The sequence below is a fragment of the Pontibacter vulgaris genome, assembly GCF_022758145.1.
Lineage (GTDB): Bacteria > Bacteroidota > Bacteroidia > Cytophagales > Hymenobacteraceae > Pontibacter > Pontibacter vulgaris.
Window position 1 is genome coordinate 38,506 of the sequence record NZ_JAJVDH010000008.1, and the last position, 17,804, is coordinate 56,309.

Consider the following 17,804-nt stretch of genomic DNA (forward strand, 5'->3'; position numbering starts at 1 on the left):
AGCTATCAGGCGGTTTCCGCTTCCGGAGTTAAGTGCAGCTGGCGCAGTTTATCGGCTTTAAACGCAGTAACACCAACTACCAGCAGCGTCATAATGCCACCAAAAACCACCGATGGCACCACACCCATCAGCTTTGCAGCAAAACCAGATTCAAATGCGCCTATTTCGTTGGACGAGCCTACAAAAATATTGTTAACCGACGACACCCGGCCTTTCATGTATTCTGGTGTAAGGGTATGAATAAGCGTAGACCGGATGATAACACTTATACTATCGAAAGCACCGCTAAGAGCCAGCAGCAGCAAAGAGAACCAGAAGTTAGTTGAAAGCCCGAAAAGGATAATACAAACCCCGAAGCCTGCTACGCAGATCAGCATTTTACGCCCGGCGTTCGCCGAAATCGGATAGTAGGCCATAATTACAGCCATCAAAACAGAGCCAATAGCCGGTGCTGCCCGCAAAAAGCCTAAGCCCTGCGGACCCGTCATTAATATTTCAGAAGCAAAAATGGGCAACAAAGCTACCGCGCCGCCAAACAACACGGCAAACAGGTCAAGTGAAATGGCGTTAAGTATGATCTGATTGTTGAACACAAAACTGATACCGGAGCGAAGGCTTTCTTTCAGGTTCTGTGGGTTCACATTCTCAGGCAGTGGTTTGGAGCCGATCATCGAAAAAGAAACTAGCGCCAGCAGTACCAGCACAGCATCGGTAGTATAAGCAGCACTAATACCGAAAAAACCATAGATAAGACCACCCAGCGCCGGCCCACCCACCGAGGCTGCCTGCCAGGTAGTGCTGCTCCAGGTAATAGCATTAGCATAAAGTTGCTTATTGGCTACCAGCTGCGGCATAAACGAGAATACGGCAGGCCCCATAAAGCCACGTGCAATACCACTTATAAAGATTACAATATAAATAGGCAGCGCCCCAAACAAGTTTAAAGTATGGCTCATATCCAGGGTAAAGTATAACAGCGCCCCCGAACATAGCAACAGCACAGTAACCACCACCATTATTATCTTCTTGCGAGGCACCATGTCGGCGAGGTAGCCAGCATAAAGCGACACCACAATAGAGGGTATCGCCTCGGCCAAACCGATCAAACCCAGCGATAGCGGGTCTTTTGTAATATTGTAAATCTGCCAGCCTACAATTACAGCCTGTATCTGCATGGCCAGCGTAATACATAGCCTGGCCGAAATATAAAGCCTGAAATCCGGTATCCGGAGTACAGCATAAGGGTCGTGCTTGCGCTCAGGGCTGTTACGCATATTAAGTTTGTTTTAACAAAGTGAATGCCCTGCAAAGCTACGCTAACAACAGCAAAATAAGCGTGTATATACTTAGTTAAAATTGCGGTAAGCCTGGCGCCATATTCTGCCACTTACCAGCCGCATTAATCCTTTTACCAATCTATATAGTTAACATTCTATTATTATCGCATTTTTCTGTAACACTACAGCAAAAACAGAAGTATAACTTTTTACAGAACGGCAAACATTACCCTGTCTCCATCCCAAAACCGGGCTTAAACCTTTCTGTTAAAGTATCAATTTGCTGCTGGTATAGCAGCACAGTAACCAATTAATTAATTCTACTTTTAGTAGCAATACAGGCAACGCAGGCACATAAACCCTGCGAACGGAATTACTTTCACTTTTTATTAACCTTTATATACCCTGATCCTATGGAAAAACTGGACATCCGAACATTATTGGAAAGCATCGAGAAGAAGGTGTACCAGCAGGAAATTACATCTGGCGAAGATGTAACAAAGCTGATCAATGCCGAGATTGCCAACGCAATCAATTTGAAATATAAAAAAGACAACGGTGCAGATATCGACTCTTTCTTACAGAACGTGCCGTGCACTACCCTTGAGTGCTACTTAGAGCATTTGCAGGCTGTGGAGCAAAAACTGAAGCAGCCTTTTGATATTACGGCACAGTGCAAACCTGTTGAGGAACGCGAAATAAACCGCCGCTTGCTTTTAATATTAAACCGATTGAAAGGATATAGCAGGAAATAAACACTTACTTATAATGCAGAAAACCTTCGCAAGAGCCAATTCTTCCGAAGGTTTTTTTTATGCCCTTTCGGTTCTAGCCTAGCCCAAGGTTGACAAATATCATTCTTTATAAAAGTATAAGTACCTAAACTTGCACCTAAATTCTTTAACAAAAGCCTGCTATAAACCACAGAACTATAGTTTGCCAACCTGTAACCATGTGGTGTTAGAGAAAAAGAAGACCGAAAGATGAAGAAAGCCTTAGAAAACGAAGCAGACATAAAGCTACTGGTCGATACTTTTTATGATAAAGTAAATGCTGATGAGCTGCTATCGCCTATATTCAATGATTTTGCCCAGATAGACTGGGACCACCATTTGCCTGTCATGTATACTTTCTGGAGCACCGTGCTATTTGGGAGTATGGCCTACAAAGGCCAGCCTTTTCCGAAACACATGCGCCTGCCTATAGACCCCGGCCACTTTGCCCGCTGGATAGAGTTATTTACAGCTACCGTAGATGAACTGTTTGAAGGCGAAAGCGCTACAGAAGCAAAACAGAAAGCAACCAGCATTGCCCAGATATTTCAGTTGCGCATGGGGCTGCTGCATTAAAACAAATAAGAATTTATAAAAGGGTAAAGCCGGAATAGCAAGTATAGCTGTTTCGGCTTTTAGCTTTTAAGAGGGTTTATACTTAGGTTAAGCCTCCGTACTTAACTGCTCCAACTACGTGTTTATTTCTTCCGGATTTAGATCTTGCCAACGGCCCTAAAATATCTTTCAACTCTAAAAAGTGCGTTTTTATTAAAATAAACGTGTTTTTATATATGTGGAAAACTAAATTAAATAAATCACATACATTTTTAAACTTTACCCTCGTATAATAGAAAATCAAATTTGGGAGGCGTAACGCTCTATTACAGTATGTTTATATAGCGCCTTTATAATTTTTTTCGGCTGAAGGGTTGGTTTTTATTGCACAGCTAAAAAGCATTACCTATATTTGATTTACCTATCTGAAAAATTATTTGTTTTAACAGCTTAACGCAACAATATGATATAAAGCTCTACGTTAAACTAATGTAGCTTTACAATGAATACAACTACCCAGCTAAGCGACTCCGAACTGGTAACGCTTTATATCGCAGGTAATGAAAATGCGTTTGAACAGCTAGTAAACAGACACAAGAACAAAGTATTCACTACGATCTTACTGATTGTCAAAGACACGTATATAGCAGAAGACCTTCTGCAGGATACCTTTATTAAGGCTATCCATACTATGAAGGGCGGGCGCTATAACGAGGAAGGCAAGTTCTCGCCGTGGATCTGCCGCATCGCCCATAACCTGGCGATCGACTTTTTCCGGAAAGAAAAACGAAGCCCGATGATCACCCTCGAAGACGGGAGTAATGTGTTCAATACCTTGTCGTTTGCTGAAGACTCCGCGGAGTCGCTGCAGATAAAAGAAGACACACACACTCGTTTGCGCGAGCTAATCCAGACGCTGCCCCAATCGCAGCGTGAGGTGCTGATGATGCGGCATTACGCCGACATGAGTTTCCAGGAGATAGCCGAGGCTACCGGGGTGAGCATCAACACGGCTTTGGGTCGTATGCGCTACGCGCTTATTAACCTAAGGAAAAAGATGCTTAACGGTACTATTGCTTATGATAAAAACCTCTACTCAGAATGAGCTTATCCAGTATGTATATGATGAGTTGGCAGATGATGCCCGCCAGCAGCTGGAAACGGCCTTAATGCACGACAACGAGCTTGCCGAAAGCTGCTCTGACCTCTTGCTGGTTCAACAATTACTTGATGGCGCGACCAAAACACCTTCAGATCGTGCCATAAATAACATCCTGAATTACTCAAAAAACTTAAGTTTGCAGTCTTAACCGACTGCAAACTTTTTTTATGCGCAAAAAAGAACGCTACAAGCTCCTGATCGATTATTTCACGAATAACTTTCCGGAGCCTGAGACAGAACTGGCCTATACCAACCCGTACGAGCTTATACTTGCTGTTGTGCTGAGTGCGCAATGCACTGATAAGCGTGTAAACATGGTTACACCTGCCCTTTTCGAGGCTTACCCCACACCAGAAGCTTTGGCTGCCGCCGCACCAGAAGAGATATTTGAATACATCAGAAGTATATCGTACCCGAACAACAAGGCAAAACACCTTGCCGGTCTGGGCCGCATGCTGGTAGAGCAGTTCAACTCCGAAGTACCCAGCACCGTGGAAGAACTGGTAAAGCTACCTGGCGTAGGTCGTAAAACTGCCAACGTTATTGTTTCGGTTATCTGGAACCAGCCGGCCATGGCTGTAGATACGCACGTATTCAGAGTAAGCAAGCGATTAGGCTTGGTTGATAAGAAAGCAAAAACACCGCTGGAAGTAGAACGGGAGCTGGTGAGCAACCTGCCGGAAGAGCTTATTGCCAAAGCACACCACTGGCTTATACTTCATGGCCGCTACATCTGCATAGCCCGCCGCCCTAAATGCGAAGAATGCCCGCTCACCCATTTCTGCGCCTTCTTCCAGAAAAACTTCCCCAACATACCCGATGACCCGGAGAATAAGCTGGGCGGAATTTAAGCTTTAAGCCTATAAAGTATAAAAGCCTGCTGTAACTATAGTTGCAGTGGGCTTTTTTGTTGGTATATAGTATATATACTATATTTGATTACTCGATTAGACTTAATTGTTGACAATAACGAATAAGCCATATGGACATCCGTTTATAAACTAGTTATAGCAAAGCTCAATTAAGAAACGATGATGAAAACTATTTTAAGCTTGATTCTACTATTGATAGCTTCCTCCTGCTCTAATCCGGATCAGGAAAATAAACAAATTTCGATTATAGAAGAAAGACCATCTGTTATAACTGATTCGCTTAAAAATGAAAATATTCAACAAACTGCTTCGGAAAATGCGAAATCAGAGGATTGTATATTTGACCAAGCCACACAGACAGATGAATTTTTAAAGGGTATTCAAGAATTAAAGGGATATAAGTGGGACTTTGCATCACGTACTGCAACCTATATTTTAGAGACAGGTGATTCATTATTGGTCACCAGAGGAGGGTGTAATCATTTTATTATATCAGGAGAATTTAGGCTAAGGAATGACAAAACGGATTATTCCCAGTGGGTTAATGTCTATCAAAAAGTGTTGTGGATTGCAAAGGCTCTTGACAAAGAGTTTTATTATGAGGAGCTGAAGAGGGATATTGATTCAGGTAAGGTTACCCTAGCGGACCATGGCGACATTGATTTAGCTTCCTTTGAAAATGAACTACTAGTTGATAATGCTTACGTTATTGAAAGAAACTTGCAACCAAGTAAAACAATCATAAAATTAAGCGCGACATTGAATTAAAAGCCATAGGCATAACAACAACTATAGTACATAAATGCACTATAGCCAAGAACGTTGAAATAAACTCCGCTGGTGCGAGCTTGTAGCTCGTACTTTCTCAATAAGGAAATAAGTACGAGCTACAAGCTCGCACCAGCATTAACAAACAAAACAAACCATCATCTACCAAACTATAACCCAAACCCCACTCCCATGTTTCTAGGTCATTTTGCTGTTGGTCTGGCAGGTAAGGCCGCAGCGCCGAAACCCTCACTTGGTACTTTATTTATGGCTGCGCAGTTCCTGGATCTGTTGTGGCCTACGTTGCTGATGCTAAATTTGGAGCAAGCTATGATCTCTCCTGAGCCGGGTGTGCTGGTGCCGCTTAAGTTTACGAATTACCCTATCTCGCATAGTTTGCTGCTGGTGCTGGGCTGGGGTTTACTGTTCGGAGTGGTTTACTGGCTCATCAAAAAAGATACGCGCTCGGCAATTATACTTGGGTTGCTGGTTGTCAGCCACTGGCTTTTAGATCTTATAGTGCACGTACCAGACCTTCCGCTTTACCCCGGCGATGCTCCCATGCTTGGCCTCGGTTTATGGACATCAACTACAGCAACTATACTTGCAGAAAGCCTGCTGTTTATACTTGGCCTGTGGCTATACCTGAGAAACACGAAAGCGAAGAACAAAACCGGTATCTATAGCTTCTGGGCACTGATCATATTTTTAGTAGTAATCTATTTTATGAACCTGTTCGGGCCGGTGCCGCCAAGTATGGATGCCGTAGCCTGGGGCGGACAAATGCAGTGGCTGCTCATCATCTGGGCGTACTGGGCCGACCGCAACCGCGAAACTATAAATTATAGTTCTGTAAGTTCTCAAACTATAATGCCTGCTTTATAATCGCTGTTTATGAGATAGCTTTTTGAGGTAAGTATAGTAGGCTAGAACTTCTATACTACTACCTTCGATAGGTACGAAACTATAATCCTACATTTTACTTATTCGCATGTTACCAACCTTCTTCCCCACACAAAATGATTTCAGAAAATGGCTGGAAGAGAACCATGAAAAAGAAACTGAACTGCTGGTTGGCTTTTATAAAGTTGGAAGTGGCAAGCCAAGTATAACCTGGCCGCAATCTGTAGACGAAGCCTTGTGTTTTGGCTGGATAGATGGTGTGCGCAGAAACATTGATGCGGAAAGCTATAGCATCCGCTTCACGCCACGGAAACCTAAAAGCACCTGGAGCGCTGTGAATATCAAAAAAGTAGAGGAGCTATCAAAACTAGGACTGATGCGTCCGGCCGGTTTTGCCAGTTTCGACAAGCTGGAAGAAAGCAACTCCAGGATTTACAGCTACGAAAAAGCTCCTGAAGCACTTTCTAAAGCCTACACAGAGCAGTTTAAAGCAAACTCAAATGCCTGGGCATTCTTTCAGGGGCAGGCACCTTCTTACAAAAAGCGGGCTATACATTGGGTAATGGCTGGCAAGCAGGAAAAAACACAGTTAAGCCGACTCCACAAACTAATCGCAACCAGCCAAGCAGGTAATAGGATTTAAGATTTAAAGTATAGCCTTAGCCGAAAGGCTTGCTATTATAACAGCTACAATAAAAAAGGGAAGCCATTTAGCTTCCCTTTTTTATTGGTATTATACCTTAGCTTCTATGCTGGCGCCTTTCGCCTCTTTCACCTTTTCGGTGGTCGCGTTTCTGAGCATGTTTCACTTTCATTTCCTCACGATGTGCTTCGTATTGGGCGTACTGCTTTTTGTTCAGAATGTCCTTCAGCTCGGCTTCGTAGCGGGCTTTGCTGGCCTGTCTGTCGCTACGCATACTCTTACGGTCTCTGGCTTCACCGCGGTTGGCCTGCATTTCCTGAGCACGCTTCAGGTTTAGCTCCTGTAGCTTTTTCTGCTGTCTTTTGCTCAGGTCCAGCTTTTTAGCAAGCATTTCAGTACGCTTAGCAGCTATTTCTTCAGGGCTTTTCTTATACTTCTGTACACGTTTGCCACGCTGCTCAGTACGGTGTCTTCTTTCTTTCTGAGGTGCAGTAGTTTGTGCATATGTAGTTCCCGCCATCAGCGCACCAAGCGCTAACATTGCTATGATCTTTTTCATCTTCTTTCTTCTTGAAAAGGTTAGTTTGTTAACTTAGCAGAGCTTCGGCCTAGGATACTTTGCTCTGTTGTTGTCGCTATTCCAAATGTTATGCCAGAAAGCAAGAACCTGTATTCCTATAGCTTAATAAAGCCTGCTGCTAAAACAGGCTGTTCGCAAGTGCTTATTAATCGAAATAAAGTATGGATGCATTGATTCACGAAGGCAAAACCTTTACTAAAATAAACTACTCCGGGAAACAGGTAAAAAACAGGGAGTTTGAGAAGTGCATTTTCCTGGGCTGTGACCTCTCGGACTCTAACTTCTCTCAGAATCGTTTCAGCGATTGCCAGTTTATAGGCTGCAACCTTGCTATGCTCAAATTAAATCACTCCACGCTGGATAACGTGCATTTTAAGGAGTGTAAACTAACAGGTATAAATTTCAGTGAATGCGAAAGCTTTTTGTTTTCGGTGGGTTTCGAGCAATGTATACTGGATTATGCTTCGTTTATGAACAGGAAAATGCCGAAAACCCATTTCAATAACAGCTCTCTTAAAAATGTAAGTTTTGAGAACGCCAACCTGGAGAAAGCCGTGTTTGAGAATACTGACCTGGCCGGCGCCGTTTTTGACAGAACCATGCTGAAAGAAGCTGATCTTTCAACAGCTTTCAATTACACAATAGATCCGGAACAGAATAATATCAGGAAGGCCAGGTTTGCACTGCAGGGAGTAGCGGGGCTTTTGGCAAAGTATGATATCAGGATAGCCTAATACGGCTATTTATACTTTAGCGCATTACATGCTGGCGGGTTACCTGTAGCAACACATCTTCTACTTCCCTGGCAAGTTGTTTTCTGTCGAACCGGGTTGTGGCTACAGCTGCCCCCCGTATGCCCGCCTGTTGCAGTTCATCCGGATTCGCCAATACGCGTTTTATAGTTTCGGCAAGTATGGCGGGTTGCTCAGCCGGCGAATACCAGCCGCAATTATACTTCTCTACAAAAGCTTTTGTCCAGCCCGGGTTGGTAACAATAGCCGGTGTGCCGCTGGCAAGGCTATCGTAGAATTTGGAAGGTGAGTTAGCAGCCAGTACCGGCAAATCATTAAAAGTAACCAAAGACAGGTCGGCCAGCCTGAAAAGCCTGAAAATATCCGGCCTGGTAAGTGGCGGAAGCAACAACACATTGGGTAGTTTACGGGCAAGTTGCTGTAAATCGGGTTCGTAAAAACCCCCACCTGCAAATACGAATTTTATACTTTCATCGGTGGCCAGTGTCTGTGCGGCCTGCATTAACGTCGGGATATCGTTGGCGCGGCCATACGTACCAGCATAGAGCACCACACGCTTACCGGCGAGGTTATACTTTGTTCGCAGCTGCTCAACATCCTCAGGTTTTATAGTTGTTACCAGATCGATGTCGGTGCCGTTCAGGTTCGTCGTTATTTTATCCCTGCTTATACCCAGCTCGGCTACATAATCCGTCATGTCGGGCGATAGGGTAATAATATGGCTGGCACTTTTGTAAAGGCTCTTCTCTAAAGCATATAACCTGTGCTGTAGCCATTTGCTTTTAACAGCACCCATTTCGATCGGGAAACTTGGCCACAGGTCCTGCACCTCGAATACCCACGGCACATTACGCAACTTTGCAACCTGGGCCGCAACCCATGGCGTAGAAAGCGGCGTAGACACGCCCCAGATGACATCGGGTTCGGGTATAGTTATACCTTTTGCCAGACTATAAGCAGCATAACCGGTATAAGAGAAAAGCCGTTGTGCTATACCCATCTTGTTATAGTAAGGCACATGCTGCTCATAAAGCCGTACACCTTCCGGTACCCAGCTATACTTATCTGTAATTCTGAGTTGCTTCCAGGCGCTACTGCTAATCAGGCTTATTTCATGCCGCTTCACCAACTCTCCCAGGAAAGTATAATGCCGGCAGGTAGCAGGACAATCCGGGCTGTGGTGGTGCTGGTTAAAAACGGCTATGTGCATTTAATTGAATTATAAGGCTATGACAGAACTATCGCCTCTCAGGTTTATACTTAGACTCGTCAAAAATCTTCTGAAAATCGTCGTTAGCCATTAACTCAGGCAGCGTTACGTCGGGGTTACGTTCCATATACTTTTTCACGATCTGCCAGCCCACCCAGGTACCTATGCGGCCAGGTGCTGTGGCATCAATTTCAGGAGTATTCGGGCGCTCGCCAATGTACTTGTTTACCACAAAAGGGCTTTTCTCATACAGCAGGCTTTTCTCTATAAAATGCGCCCATATTTTGCCTTCGTTATGGTTCACATCGGCCAGCTTTTGGGCACTGTAGCCTATTATGAGCGAATCCGGGGTGCAAGGCATTACCGTTTTAACAAAGTAGTAAGCCTTGCCGGCACTGATCATCTCGGCCAGCAGGCTGCGCTCTAAAAAACTGGCTTTATTAAACTTGTTCGATAAAAGCAGCATAGCAGAAGGCACAATATAATCGCGCTCGTACCTCGACAGGATGTATTCGTAGGTATCGGGGCGGTAGCTTGCCTTTTTACCGATAAAGAAATCAATACCTAACACCAGCAGGCTGTCTGTTACAAGTAAATCCTGGCTCAGGCCCGATACAAAAGTTTTTACCTGTGGCTCCTTAAAATCAGGGTAATGATATTTAATGATTTTGAAGGCTGTTTCCAGTTGCTCTTTTTCCTTCTCCATCTTCCCGAACTTCTGTTCAGCTTCTGAAGCCAGCTTTTTAAGTTCCGGGTTGGTAGCCAATCCGTACAATGAATTCTGCAAAACGGAGTCAGGTAGCTGGCCCTGCTGTAAAAATTTTCGTGCAAACAGCGGGTGCGACTTCAGGAACTGAGTTACTTCTTCTTTTGATCTTATCTTAAAGAATGGTTGCTCAAGTCGCTCTATTTCAACTGTTACAGGAATTTCAGCCGCCCCTTCCGGTATCTGGCAGCCTTTCTTCTGGCACCCGAACGCGAAAAGAAGTATGGATAGTATTAGGATTCTATAATACATTGCTTCATATATTTGTACAAAAATAGGCTGTTTATACGTATTAGTGTAACACAACTGCTTCAATTTAACTATGCAAATGAAGAAACTAACCCTCCTGCTATTGTTTTTATGTTTTGGCTTAACAGCAATGGCGCAAGTAGAGATCGGTTTGATGGTATCACCTACTATTTCAGGTAACCGTTTTATCTCCGAAGATAAGTATAACTTTGAAAAAGAAAGCAACAGCCTGCGCCTTGGTGTAGGTGTAGTAGCCGATTATTTCTTTGCTAAAAATTATGCTTTCAGCACCGGTTTAATGTACCGTAGCAAAGGCAGCGAGATCACTTACAACTATACCAAAGATAACGGTGATGGCACCGCTGATCAGGTGAACGGTAAAGATGATATTTCTCTGCAGTACATTGAGCTTCCCATTTCATTAAAGCTTTTCACGAACGAGGTAGCACCAAGCACCATGTTATACTTCCAGGTAGGTACTTCGCTTAACACCAAAGTAGCTGCACAGGTAAATAATAAGAAGGTAATTGACGGCGAAAAAGTATCCAAGCGTTTCAATATTTTTGAAGCCGATGTAATTCTTGGTGGTGGCGCTGAAATGCAGATGGGCGAAAGCACGAAACTGTTTGCCGGCTTAACTTATCACCGTGGCCTTACCAACATCGACGATTATTACCGTGACCGCCTCGACGATAAAAACTTTTCTCTGAAGAATAACGGGGTATCCATCGATTTTGGTGTGAAGTTCTAAGTTATACTTCTTTAAAAAGCAAAAAGGCTCCCCGATGTGAATCGGGGAGCCTTTTTATTTAAGTTTATACTTATTCTTCTTCTCTATCCTGAACACCATTAATTTCAGAAGAGTCAGAACGCATTTCAATTTCTTCGCCCCGATCATCCATTACTTTATAGTCTGTAATGCCCAGCGATGTATCTTTAACTAGTTTTACCCACTTAAAATACTTAAAGAACCACTTCATTTGCTTTGATACCACACCCTTGGTATAATAAGTATAAACAAACGGGTGCACGTATAAAGTAAGGCTTTTATGGTTGTGGCTTGTCAGCAGGTCGTCTACCGCTGCATCAATATCATCTGTTACCAGAATACTGGCTGTTATTTTACCGGTACCGCCGCAAGTAGGGCAAACCTCACCGGTTACAATGTTTTGCTCTGGCCTTACACGCTGACGCGTTATTTGCATCAGGCCGAATTTAGAGATTGGCAGAACTGTCGATTTAGATCGGTCTCTCTTCAGTTCTTCTTTAAATACCTCAAATACTTTCTGGCGGTTTTCCGGCGACTTCATATCGATGAAGTCTACAACAATGATACCACCTATATCCCGAAGGCGCAGCTGACGAGCCACTTCACGGGCTGCCATTGTGTTTACGTTTACTGCTGTGGCCTCCTGATCGGTTTCGGTATTGGATTTATTCCCACTGTTTACATCAATTACATGCAGCGCTTCTGTGTGCTCAATTACCAGGTATCCGCCTCCAGGTATGGTCACTGTTTTACCAAAGGCTGCCTTTAACTGTTTCTCGATGTTAAAGTGTTCGAAGGTTTTGGTTTTGCCGGTGTAATGCTTCAGAATCTTTAACTTATCCGGTGCAATACTGCCGATGTATGTTTTGATCTCGTCGTAGAGCTGTTCGTCGTCTACTACTATATTGTCAAAACTTTCGTTTAGCAAATCCCTCAAAATGGATGAAGAACGGCCCAGTTCTCCTATTATCTTTTCAGAAGGCTTAGCCACTCTAAGTGTCTTAAAACCTTCTTCCCAGTTAGTTAGCATGTTGCGCAGGTCTCTGTCGAGTTCTGCCACTTCACGCCCTTCTGCCACCGTACGAATGATCACGCCAAAATTTTCAGGCTTGATCGAAGTGATCAAACGCTTCAGGCGTGTTCGCTCCTCTTTGCTAACGATTTTCTTGGATACGCTTACCGTATTTGAAAACGGCACAAGCACCAGGTATCGTCCGGCAAGAGATAGCTCGCAGGAAAGGCGTGGCCCTTTTGTAGAAATAGGTTCTTTAACGATCTGCACTAATAACTGCTGCCCTTTTTTAAGAACATCAGATATCTTGCCGAGTTTGTCTATTTCGGGCTCAAATTTTAACTGGTTAAGTTTAGGAGAAGCGTTCTTCTGAGTCTGTGCTACTTTTAAAAACTTATTCAGTGTTTTAATATTGGCTCCCAGATCATGGTAATGCAGGAAAGCATCTTTCTGGTAGCCAATATCAATAAAAGCAGCATTAAGGCCTGGCATCACTTTCTTTACAGTTCCCAGAAAAATATCCCCGACGATGTAGTTTGTATCCTTTTTCTCGTGGTGATATTCAACCAGTCTTTTATCCTGTAGCAGTGCAATGCGCTCTCCATCTTGAGTAGAATTGATGATAAGCTCGTTACTCAATTTTTCTCAAAGATTAGTTGGATGTATAGACCAAAGCCCACTATCGCCTGAGCAATGTGGGCCTCATTAAACGCAGAAGAAATTACTTCTTCTTATGTCTGTTTTTTCTTAAGCGCTTCTTTCTTTTGTGGGTAGCGATCTTATGTCTTTTTCTTTTCTTTCCGCAAGGCATAGTCTTGAAGTTTTGTATTTGTGAATAATTTCTTTAGTTCTATTTAAGTCCTGCCAGGTACTCGTCAACCGAAGTTGTCAGGGCAGGGTCTTTACTCATTTTCTTTACCTTATTAAAAAGCGCCACTGCTTCTTCTTTCTTTCCGGTCTCGGCCAGCGACACTGCCAGGTAGAATGTTCCTTCAATATGCTCCGGGTTAACGGCTACAAGCTTACGGAAGCGCTCTTCAGCTTTATCGTACTGGTTAGACTGCATGGAAAGAATTCCAAGGTTAAACAGTGCCTTCTCATTATTCGGGTCGGCGGCAATAACTTCACGCAACAGCATAATTCCCTGCATTGGGTTTTCGCTGGCAATGTAAGTCATGGCAATGTTAGTCTTAGAATCCAGGTCAGTCGGGTTGTTCTTCAACACCTGCTCATACATTTCGCGTGCTTTTACGCCCAGTTCCTTCGCACGCTCCTGCGTTGCCGCAAAAGTAAATGCCTGGTAATACTGGTCGCCCGCTTTCTTGTAGCTCTTTTCACCCGGACGGGCTTTAGCAGCTATTTCGTAGTAATAACCTGCGCTGTCAAATTTACTGGCTGTAGCATAAGCTGCTGCCAGTTCTCCGGCCAAACGGCTTTTAGCCTGCCCGTCAGTAGCTTTGTTATACTTAGCTCTGGCTGTGGCAAGTTCTAATAATTGTTCAGGAGTAGCAGTCATGTGCGCTGCATCTGCACTGGTTGCAGTGGCAGGTGCTCCGGCAGCCGGCTCCGTTCCGTGTTCATGGCCATCGTCTTCTGAGTGGCCTTCCGGAACAGCAGCTGTAGCGCCTTTTTCAAAGCTCTGCTTATCCTTTTCATTTACAACAACCTTAGGCAAAAAGAACATAACGGCGGCCAAAGCTATGGCTGCTACTACAATCAGTATTTGTGCCCGTGTCATTCTTTTTGCTTAAGATGTTGTTTATGAACTGGTAATGGTTTTAGAACGGCAAAGATACAAAAGAATTAGGAATGAGCCAGTTCTTTAATCTTTTTGCTGTTTTTAATCTTCGCGATGAAGGTTTTAGACGGCTTGAAGCTTGGTATAAAATGCTCGTCGATGATGATAGATGTATTCTTTGAAATGTTACGGGCTACTTTTTTAGCGCGCTTCTTATTCACAAAGCTACCAAAACCTCTCACATAGATGTTGTTACCATCTGCCATTGAGTCTTTCACTACCTTGAAAAACGCCTCGATGGTAGATTGAACATCAGCTTTATCAATCCCTGTTTTATCAGCAATCTCTGATATTACTTCTGCTTTAGTCACTTTCTTAGATCTTTATAAATTTAAAATAAGTTAATTTCCCAACACTTTGAAAATCAGGAACACAGCTACTCATTCCTTAATTTCGGGGCACAAAGGTAGTTTTACTTTTCGATAAGTAAAAGCTTTACTCATAAATTATTAGATATTCTGACACCCTCTTATTGCACTCATAATCTATACCTTATGCCCTTATACTTTGAAGGCGTTCCCCCTAAACGCGGGGTTCCTGATTATATTTTATAGTTACAACATTGGCTCTACCTATAAGCAAGAGCGATAATCAAACATTGTTTACTTTTGTCTGTTCTGCAAAGCCAGTACCGTGCCAAGCCTTTCAAAATCATGCAAAATATAGATAACCAATTATTTACAAAAAGTATAATTAACTGGTATGAACAACACAAACGCGCGCTGCCCTGGCGCGAAACCACCAATCCATACTTTATCTGGCTATCGGAAGTAATCCTGCAACAGACCCGCGTGAACCAGGGACTGCCCTACTATTTAAAATTCACTGAAGCTTATCCAACAATACAAGACTTAGCTGCTGCCCCGGAAGATGAAGTACTGCGCCTTTGGCAAGGACTTGGTTACTACTCCCGTGCCCGCAACATGCACCATACGGCGCGGCAGGTTGTAAGCGAGTATGGCGGCAATTTCCCAAGGTCTTATAATGAGTTATTAAAGCTTCGGGGTGTAGGGAGCTATACTGCTGCCGCTATAGCTTCTTTTGCTTTCAGGGAGCAGGTAGCCGTATTAGATGGCAATGTGTTCCGGGTGCTGGCGCGGGTTTATGGATTAACAGAAGATATTGCGGCACCGGCCTCCCGCAAAGTATTTCAGCAACTAGCAGATTCGCTTGTACCTGCCGACACTCCGGATACTTTTAACCAGGCCATTATGGAGTTTGGTGCTATACAGTGTACGCCGCTTATGCCCGATTGCATGTTCTGCCCCCTGCAGCAGGTTTGCTTTGCCTTTAACCATGGTATGGTGCAGGAACTTCCGGTAAAATCGAAGGCCAAAGCAGCCCGGCAGCGTTACTTCCATTATTTTGTTTTTGAATGGGAGGGCAACTATTACATGCGCAAAAGGCTGGCTGGCGACATCTGGCAGGGTCTTTACGATTTTTACCTTTTCGAAACATTAGATAAAACACTCGAAACTGAAGCCATACTTGCAGAGTTGCAGGCAGCAGGAATAGAAGTGAAACCTACTCAATTACGCCTGCCTGCCAAAGACTATAAACATGTGCTCAGTCACCAGAAAATAGGCGCCCGGTTTTACCTTATTAAGCTCAAATCTCGTTTAAGAGAGGAAGTTATGCAGGAAGCGAGGCTGGCGCTTTATACTGCCAATGAGATAGAACAATTACCAAAACCAATTCTTATCAACAGCTATTTGAAAGATGAGAATATTTTATTAAATTTATAGACTGAACTATTATAAGTATAACAGCATTATGTAGTTCAGTAAGCCATAATTTGCCTCCGGCTTGGTTGCCGGGGTAGCACAAGTAAACTAAATATTAAACAAAAAAAGACATGGCAAGTGTAAACAAAGTAATCCTTATCGGAAATCTGGGCAAAGACCCTGAAGTACGTCATTTAGAAGGCGGCGTAGCTGTAGCACGTTTCCCGCTGGCAACATCAGAAACCTACAAAGACAAAAACGGCCAGAAGCAGGAGAAAACAGAATGGCATAACATTGTGTTATGGCGCGGCCTGGCTGAAGTAGCTGAGAAATATGTGCGCAAAGGCCAATCTGTGTTTATTGAAGGCAAGATCAGAACAAGCCAGTACCAGGACAAAGATGGCAACCAGCGTTATTCTACCGAAATTGTAGCCGACAACATGACTATGCTGACGCGTGGCGAAGGCGGCCAGCAGGAAGGCGGCAATTTCCAGGGAGCACCTGCTGCAGCCAGTGCCAACTATAGCACTGGCAATACATCAGCTTCTGCCGGTGTTGCGCAGAACGACGAGCCAGACGACTTGCCGTTCTAACCTAAGTTCCACTTAAAAGTACAGTTTTGGAAAGTATAGATTCCGGAGACCCCTTAAGTTATAGTTTGCTGCAATTATTTCAGAGTGCAACAACTTTACTTAGTCTAGAATATATGGCAGGTATTTTTGCCTGCTTACTACTACTGCTGCTCTCTGCCCTCACCTCGGGGGCAGAGGCCGCTTTCTTCTCACTCACAGAGCAGGAATTAGAGAACTGCAAAAATAGCTCAAACCCAAAAGAGCAAAGCATTTACCGGCTTTTACAAAATCCCCGCAAACTTCTCGGCACCTTCCTGATTATTAACAATGGCATTAACGTTGGCTTTATAACACTGTTTGCTTTTCTGGCATGGCAGTTAGTTGGCTCCACGGCCATACCTTTCTGGCCCATGGTGGCATGCCTGCTTACAGCAACTTTTCTCATCGTTTTCTTCGGAGAAGTGTTGCCCAAAGTATATGCCCAGAAACGTCGTTTTAAAATTGCCAGGCGCACTGCCACGTTATTACAGGCCACGCAAGCAGCGGTTAGCCCGCTTACGTGGCTTTTGTTAAGTATAAGTGGTTTAATTGAGAAGCGCTACATGGGCCGCTCTTACAGCCATACTATAGAAAACCTGCACCACAGCCTTGATGTAGCACTCACAAATGAAGAATCATCGCCGGAAGAGCGCCGAATTTTAAGAGGTGTTGTAAACTTTGGCTCTATTACGGTTAAGCAGATCATGCGCCCCCGCATGGATATTGTAGCCTTTAATGCAGCGAAAACATTGCCCGAGCTTTTGCCTGAGATTGTGCAGTGGGGGTATTCGCGCGTGCCTGTTTACACCGAAAGTACAGACAAAATAGAAGGTATACTTTACATAAAGGATTTGCTGCCTTACCTGGATAAAGGAGCAGACTTTAACTGGCAGGAATTACTACGCCCGCCTTTTTATGTACCCGAGAACAAGCGCATTTCAGAGCTCTTCCAGGACTTTAAGGACAAACACGTACACATGGCCATTGTGGTAAATGAGTATGGCGCCACATCGGGTTTGCTTACCTTAGAAGATATTGTAGAGGAAATTGTGGGTGAGATAAACGATGAGTTTGACGACGACGATGACATTATCTACTCCCAATTAGACGAAAATACTTTTATCTTTGACGGGAAAACATCGTTGCACGACTTTTGTAAAATTGCAGAAGTGCCTTTTGATACTTTTAACGAGGTTAAAGGCGAAAACGAAACGATAGCCGGATTAATGCTGGCGCTGTTTTCAAAAATACCAAAAGCAGGCGAAGACACCGCATTCGGTCGCTTCCATTTCACCATTGAGTCGGCGGACAGTAAGCGCGTAAAACGAGTAAAGATAAATGTCGCAAGCAAAAAAGAGCAGTACCATAAAGTCGGTTAGC

Annotated in this window: 20 protein-coding genes; 13 read left to right on the forward strand and 7 right to left on the reverse strand. The window is 43.9% G+C overall.

Annotated features, from left to right (window positions below; genetic code table 11):
• Nucleotides 1-5 precede the first annotated feature (5 nt).
• Nucleotides 6-1,274 (reverse strand): MFS transporter, encoded by a 1,269-nt coding sequence (locus tag LWP20_RS17240; RefSeq protein ID WP_242929428.1) that lies wholly within the window; start codon nucleotides 1,272-1,274, stop codon nucleotides 6-8.
• Between the two features lie 416 nt (nucleotides 1,275-1,690).
• Between LWP20_RS17240 and LWP20_RS17245 the strand changes: the two genes are divergently transcribed.
• The 8 genes from LWP20_RS17245 to LWP20_RS17280 all read left to right on the forward strand — a co-directional run bounded on the left by LWP20_RS17245 (nucleotide 1,691) and on the right by LWP20_RS17280 (nucleotide 6,953).
• Nucleotides 1,691-2,032 (forward strand): hypothetical protein, encoded by a 342-nt coding sequence (locus tag LWP20_RS17245; RefSeq protein WP_242929429.1) that lies wholly within the window; start codon nucleotides 1,691-1,693, stop codon nucleotides 2,030-2,032.
• 228 nt (nucleotides 2,033-2,260) lie between these two features.
• Nucleotides 2,261-2,626, forward strand: a complete 366-nt coding sequence (locus tag LWP20_RS17250) for a group III truncated hemoglobin (protein ID WP_242929430.1) — start codon at nucleotides 2,261-2,263, stop codon at nucleotides 2,624-2,626.
• Between the two features lie 481 nt (nucleotides 2,627-3,107).
• On the forward strand, nucleotides 3,108-3,710 hold the full coding sequence (locus LWP20_RS17255) for an RNA polymerase sigma factor (RefSeq protein ID WP_242929431.1): 603 nt from the start codon (nucleotides 3,108-3,110) through the stop codon (nucleotides 3,708-3,710).
• Nucleotides 3,685-3,915, forward strand: a complete 231-nt coding sequence (locus tag LWP20_RS17260; protein ID WP_242929432.1) for a hypothetical protein — start codon at nucleotides 3,685-3,687, stop codon at nucleotides 3,913-3,915. Before LWP20_RS17255 ends, LWP20_RS17260 begins: the two co-directional genes overlap by 26 nt.
• Nucleotides 3,916-3,934: 19 nt before the next feature.
• The gene (gene nth, locus LWP20_RS17265; protein WP_187033989.1) at nucleotides 3,935-4,618 is read left to right on the forward strand and encodes an endonuclease III; all 684 of its coding nucleotides are present in this window, start codon (nucleotides 3,935-3,937) and stop codon (nucleotides 4,616-4,618) included.
• Nucleotides 4,619-4,798: 180 nt separating this feature from the next.
• A complete protein-coding gene (locus tag LWP20_RS17270; RefSeq protein WP_242929433.1) occupies nucleotides 4,799-5,407 on the forward strand; it encodes a hypothetical protein in 609 nt (202 codons plus the stop codon).
• 192 nt (nucleotides 5,408-5,599) lie between these two features.
• Nucleotides 5,600-6,292 (forward strand): hypothetical protein, encoded by a 693-nt coding sequence (locus LWP20_RS17275; RefSeq protein WP_242929434.1) that lies wholly within the window; start codon nucleotides 5,600-5,602, stop codon nucleotides 6,290-6,292.
• Nucleotides 6,293-6,398: 106 nt separating this feature from the next.
• Nucleotides 6,399-6,953 carry a YdeI/OmpD-associated family protein gene (locus LWP20_RS17280; RefSeq protein ID WP_242929435.1) on the forward strand — a complete coding sequence of 185 codons (555 nt, stop codon included), beginning with the start codon at nucleotides 6,399-6,401 and terminating at the stop codon, nucleotides 6,951-6,953.
• A 97-nt stretch (nucleotides 6,954-7,050) separates the two neighbouring features.
• Here the strand turns inward: LWP20_RS17280 and LWP20_RS17285 are convergent, their stop codons facing one another.
• Nucleotides 7,051-7,512, reverse strand: coding sequence for a DUF4890 domain-containing protein (locus LWP20_RS17285; protein WP_242929436.1), 462 nt, complete (start codon nucleotides 7,510-7,512; stop codon nucleotides 7,051-7,053).
• Between the two features lie 182 nt (nucleotides 7,513-7,694).
• Between LWP20_RS17285 and LWP20_RS17290 the strand changes: the two genes are divergently transcribed.
• Nucleotides 7,695-8,267: a pentapeptide repeat-containing protein gene (locus tag LWP20_RS17290; RefSeq protein ID WP_242929437.1), complete on the forward strand. Its 573-nt coding sequence runs from the start codon at nucleotides 7,695-7,697 to the stop codon at nucleotides 8,265-8,267.
• Nucleotides 8,268-8,283: 16 nt separating this feature from the next.
• Here LWP20_RS17290 and LWP20_RS17295 read toward each other — a convergent pair whose 3' ends face one another.
• Both LWP20_RS17295 and gldB read right to left on the reverse strand, forming a co-directional pair.
• The gene (locus LWP20_RS17295) at nucleotides 8,284-9,495 is read right to left on the reverse strand and encodes a glycosyltransferase family 4 protein (protein ID WP_242929438.1); all 1,212 of its coding nucleotides are present in this window, start codon (nucleotides 9,493-9,495) and stop codon (nucleotides 8,284-8,286) included.
• Nucleotides 9,496-9,523: 28 nt separating this feature from the next.
• Complete coding sequence (gldB, locus tag LWP20_RS17300) at nucleotides 9,524-10,513, reverse strand: gliding motility lipoprotein GldB (RefSeq protein ID WP_242929439.1); 990 nt, start codon at nucleotides 10,511-10,513, stop codon at nucleotides 9,524-9,526.
• A 76-nt stretch (nucleotides 10,514-10,589) separates the two neighbouring features.
• Between gldB and LWP20_RS17305 the strand changes: the two genes are divergently transcribed.
• Entirely contained in the window at nucleotides 10,590-11,261 is a 672-nt protein-coding gene (locus LWP20_RS17305) for a porin family protein (protein ID WP_242929440.1), read from the forward strand.
• A gap of 70 nt (nucleotides 11,262-11,331) precedes the next feature.
• Here LWP20_RS17305 and LWP20_RS17310 read toward each other — a convergent pair whose 3' ends face one another.
• The 3 genes from LWP20_RS17310 to LWP20_RS17320 all read right to left on the reverse strand — a co-directional run bounded on the left by LWP20_RS17310 (nucleotide 11,332) and on the right by LWP20_RS17320 (nucleotide 14,400).
• On the reverse strand, nucleotides 11,332-12,930 hold the full coding sequence (locus LWP20_RS17310) for an Rne/Rng family ribonuclease (RefSeq protein ID WP_242929441.1): 1,599 nt from the start codon (nucleotides 12,928-12,930) through the stop codon (nucleotides 11,332-11,334).
• A gap of 211 nt (nucleotides 12,931-13,141) precedes the next feature.
• Entirely contained in the window at nucleotides 13,142-14,029 is an 888-nt protein-coding gene (locus LWP20_RS17315) for a tetratricopeptide repeat protein (protein WP_242929442.1), read from the reverse strand.
• Nucleotides 14,030-14,094: 65 nt separating this feature from the next.
• Complete coding sequence (locus LWP20_RS17320; protein ID WP_007655567.1) at nucleotides 14,095-14,400, reverse strand: HU family DNA-binding protein; 306 nt, start codon at nucleotides 14,398-14,400, stop codon at nucleotides 14,095-14,097.
• A gap of 342 nt (nucleotides 14,401-14,742) precedes the next feature.
• On the opposite strand from LWP20_RS17320, the gene mutY reads away from it, so the two are divergent.
• The 3 genes from mutY to gldE all read left to right on the forward strand — a co-directional run bounded on the left by mutY (nucleotide 14,743) and on the right by gldE (nucleotide 17,803).
• Nucleotides 14,743-15,834, forward strand: coding sequence for an A/G-specific adenine glycosylase (mutY, locus tag LWP20_RS17325; protein ID WP_242929443.1), 1,092 nt, complete (start codon nucleotides 14,743-14,745; stop codon nucleotides 15,832-15,834).
• A 110-nt stretch (nucleotides 15,835-15,944) separates the two neighbouring features.
• Complete coding sequence (ssb, locus tag LWP20_RS17330) at nucleotides 15,945-16,406, forward strand: single-stranded DNA-binding protein (RefSeq protein ID WP_242929444.1); 462 nt, start codon at nucleotides 15,945-15,947, stop codon at nucleotides 16,404-16,406.
• A 113-nt stretch (nucleotides 16,407-16,519) separates the two neighbouring features.
• Nucleotides 16,520-17,803: a gliding motility-associated protein GldE gene (gene gldE, locus LWP20_RS17335; protein ID WP_242929445.1), complete on the forward strand. Its 1,284-nt coding sequence runs from the start codon at nucleotides 16,520-16,522 to the stop codon at nucleotides 17,801-17,803.
• Nucleotide 17,804 lies beyond the last annotated feature (1 nt).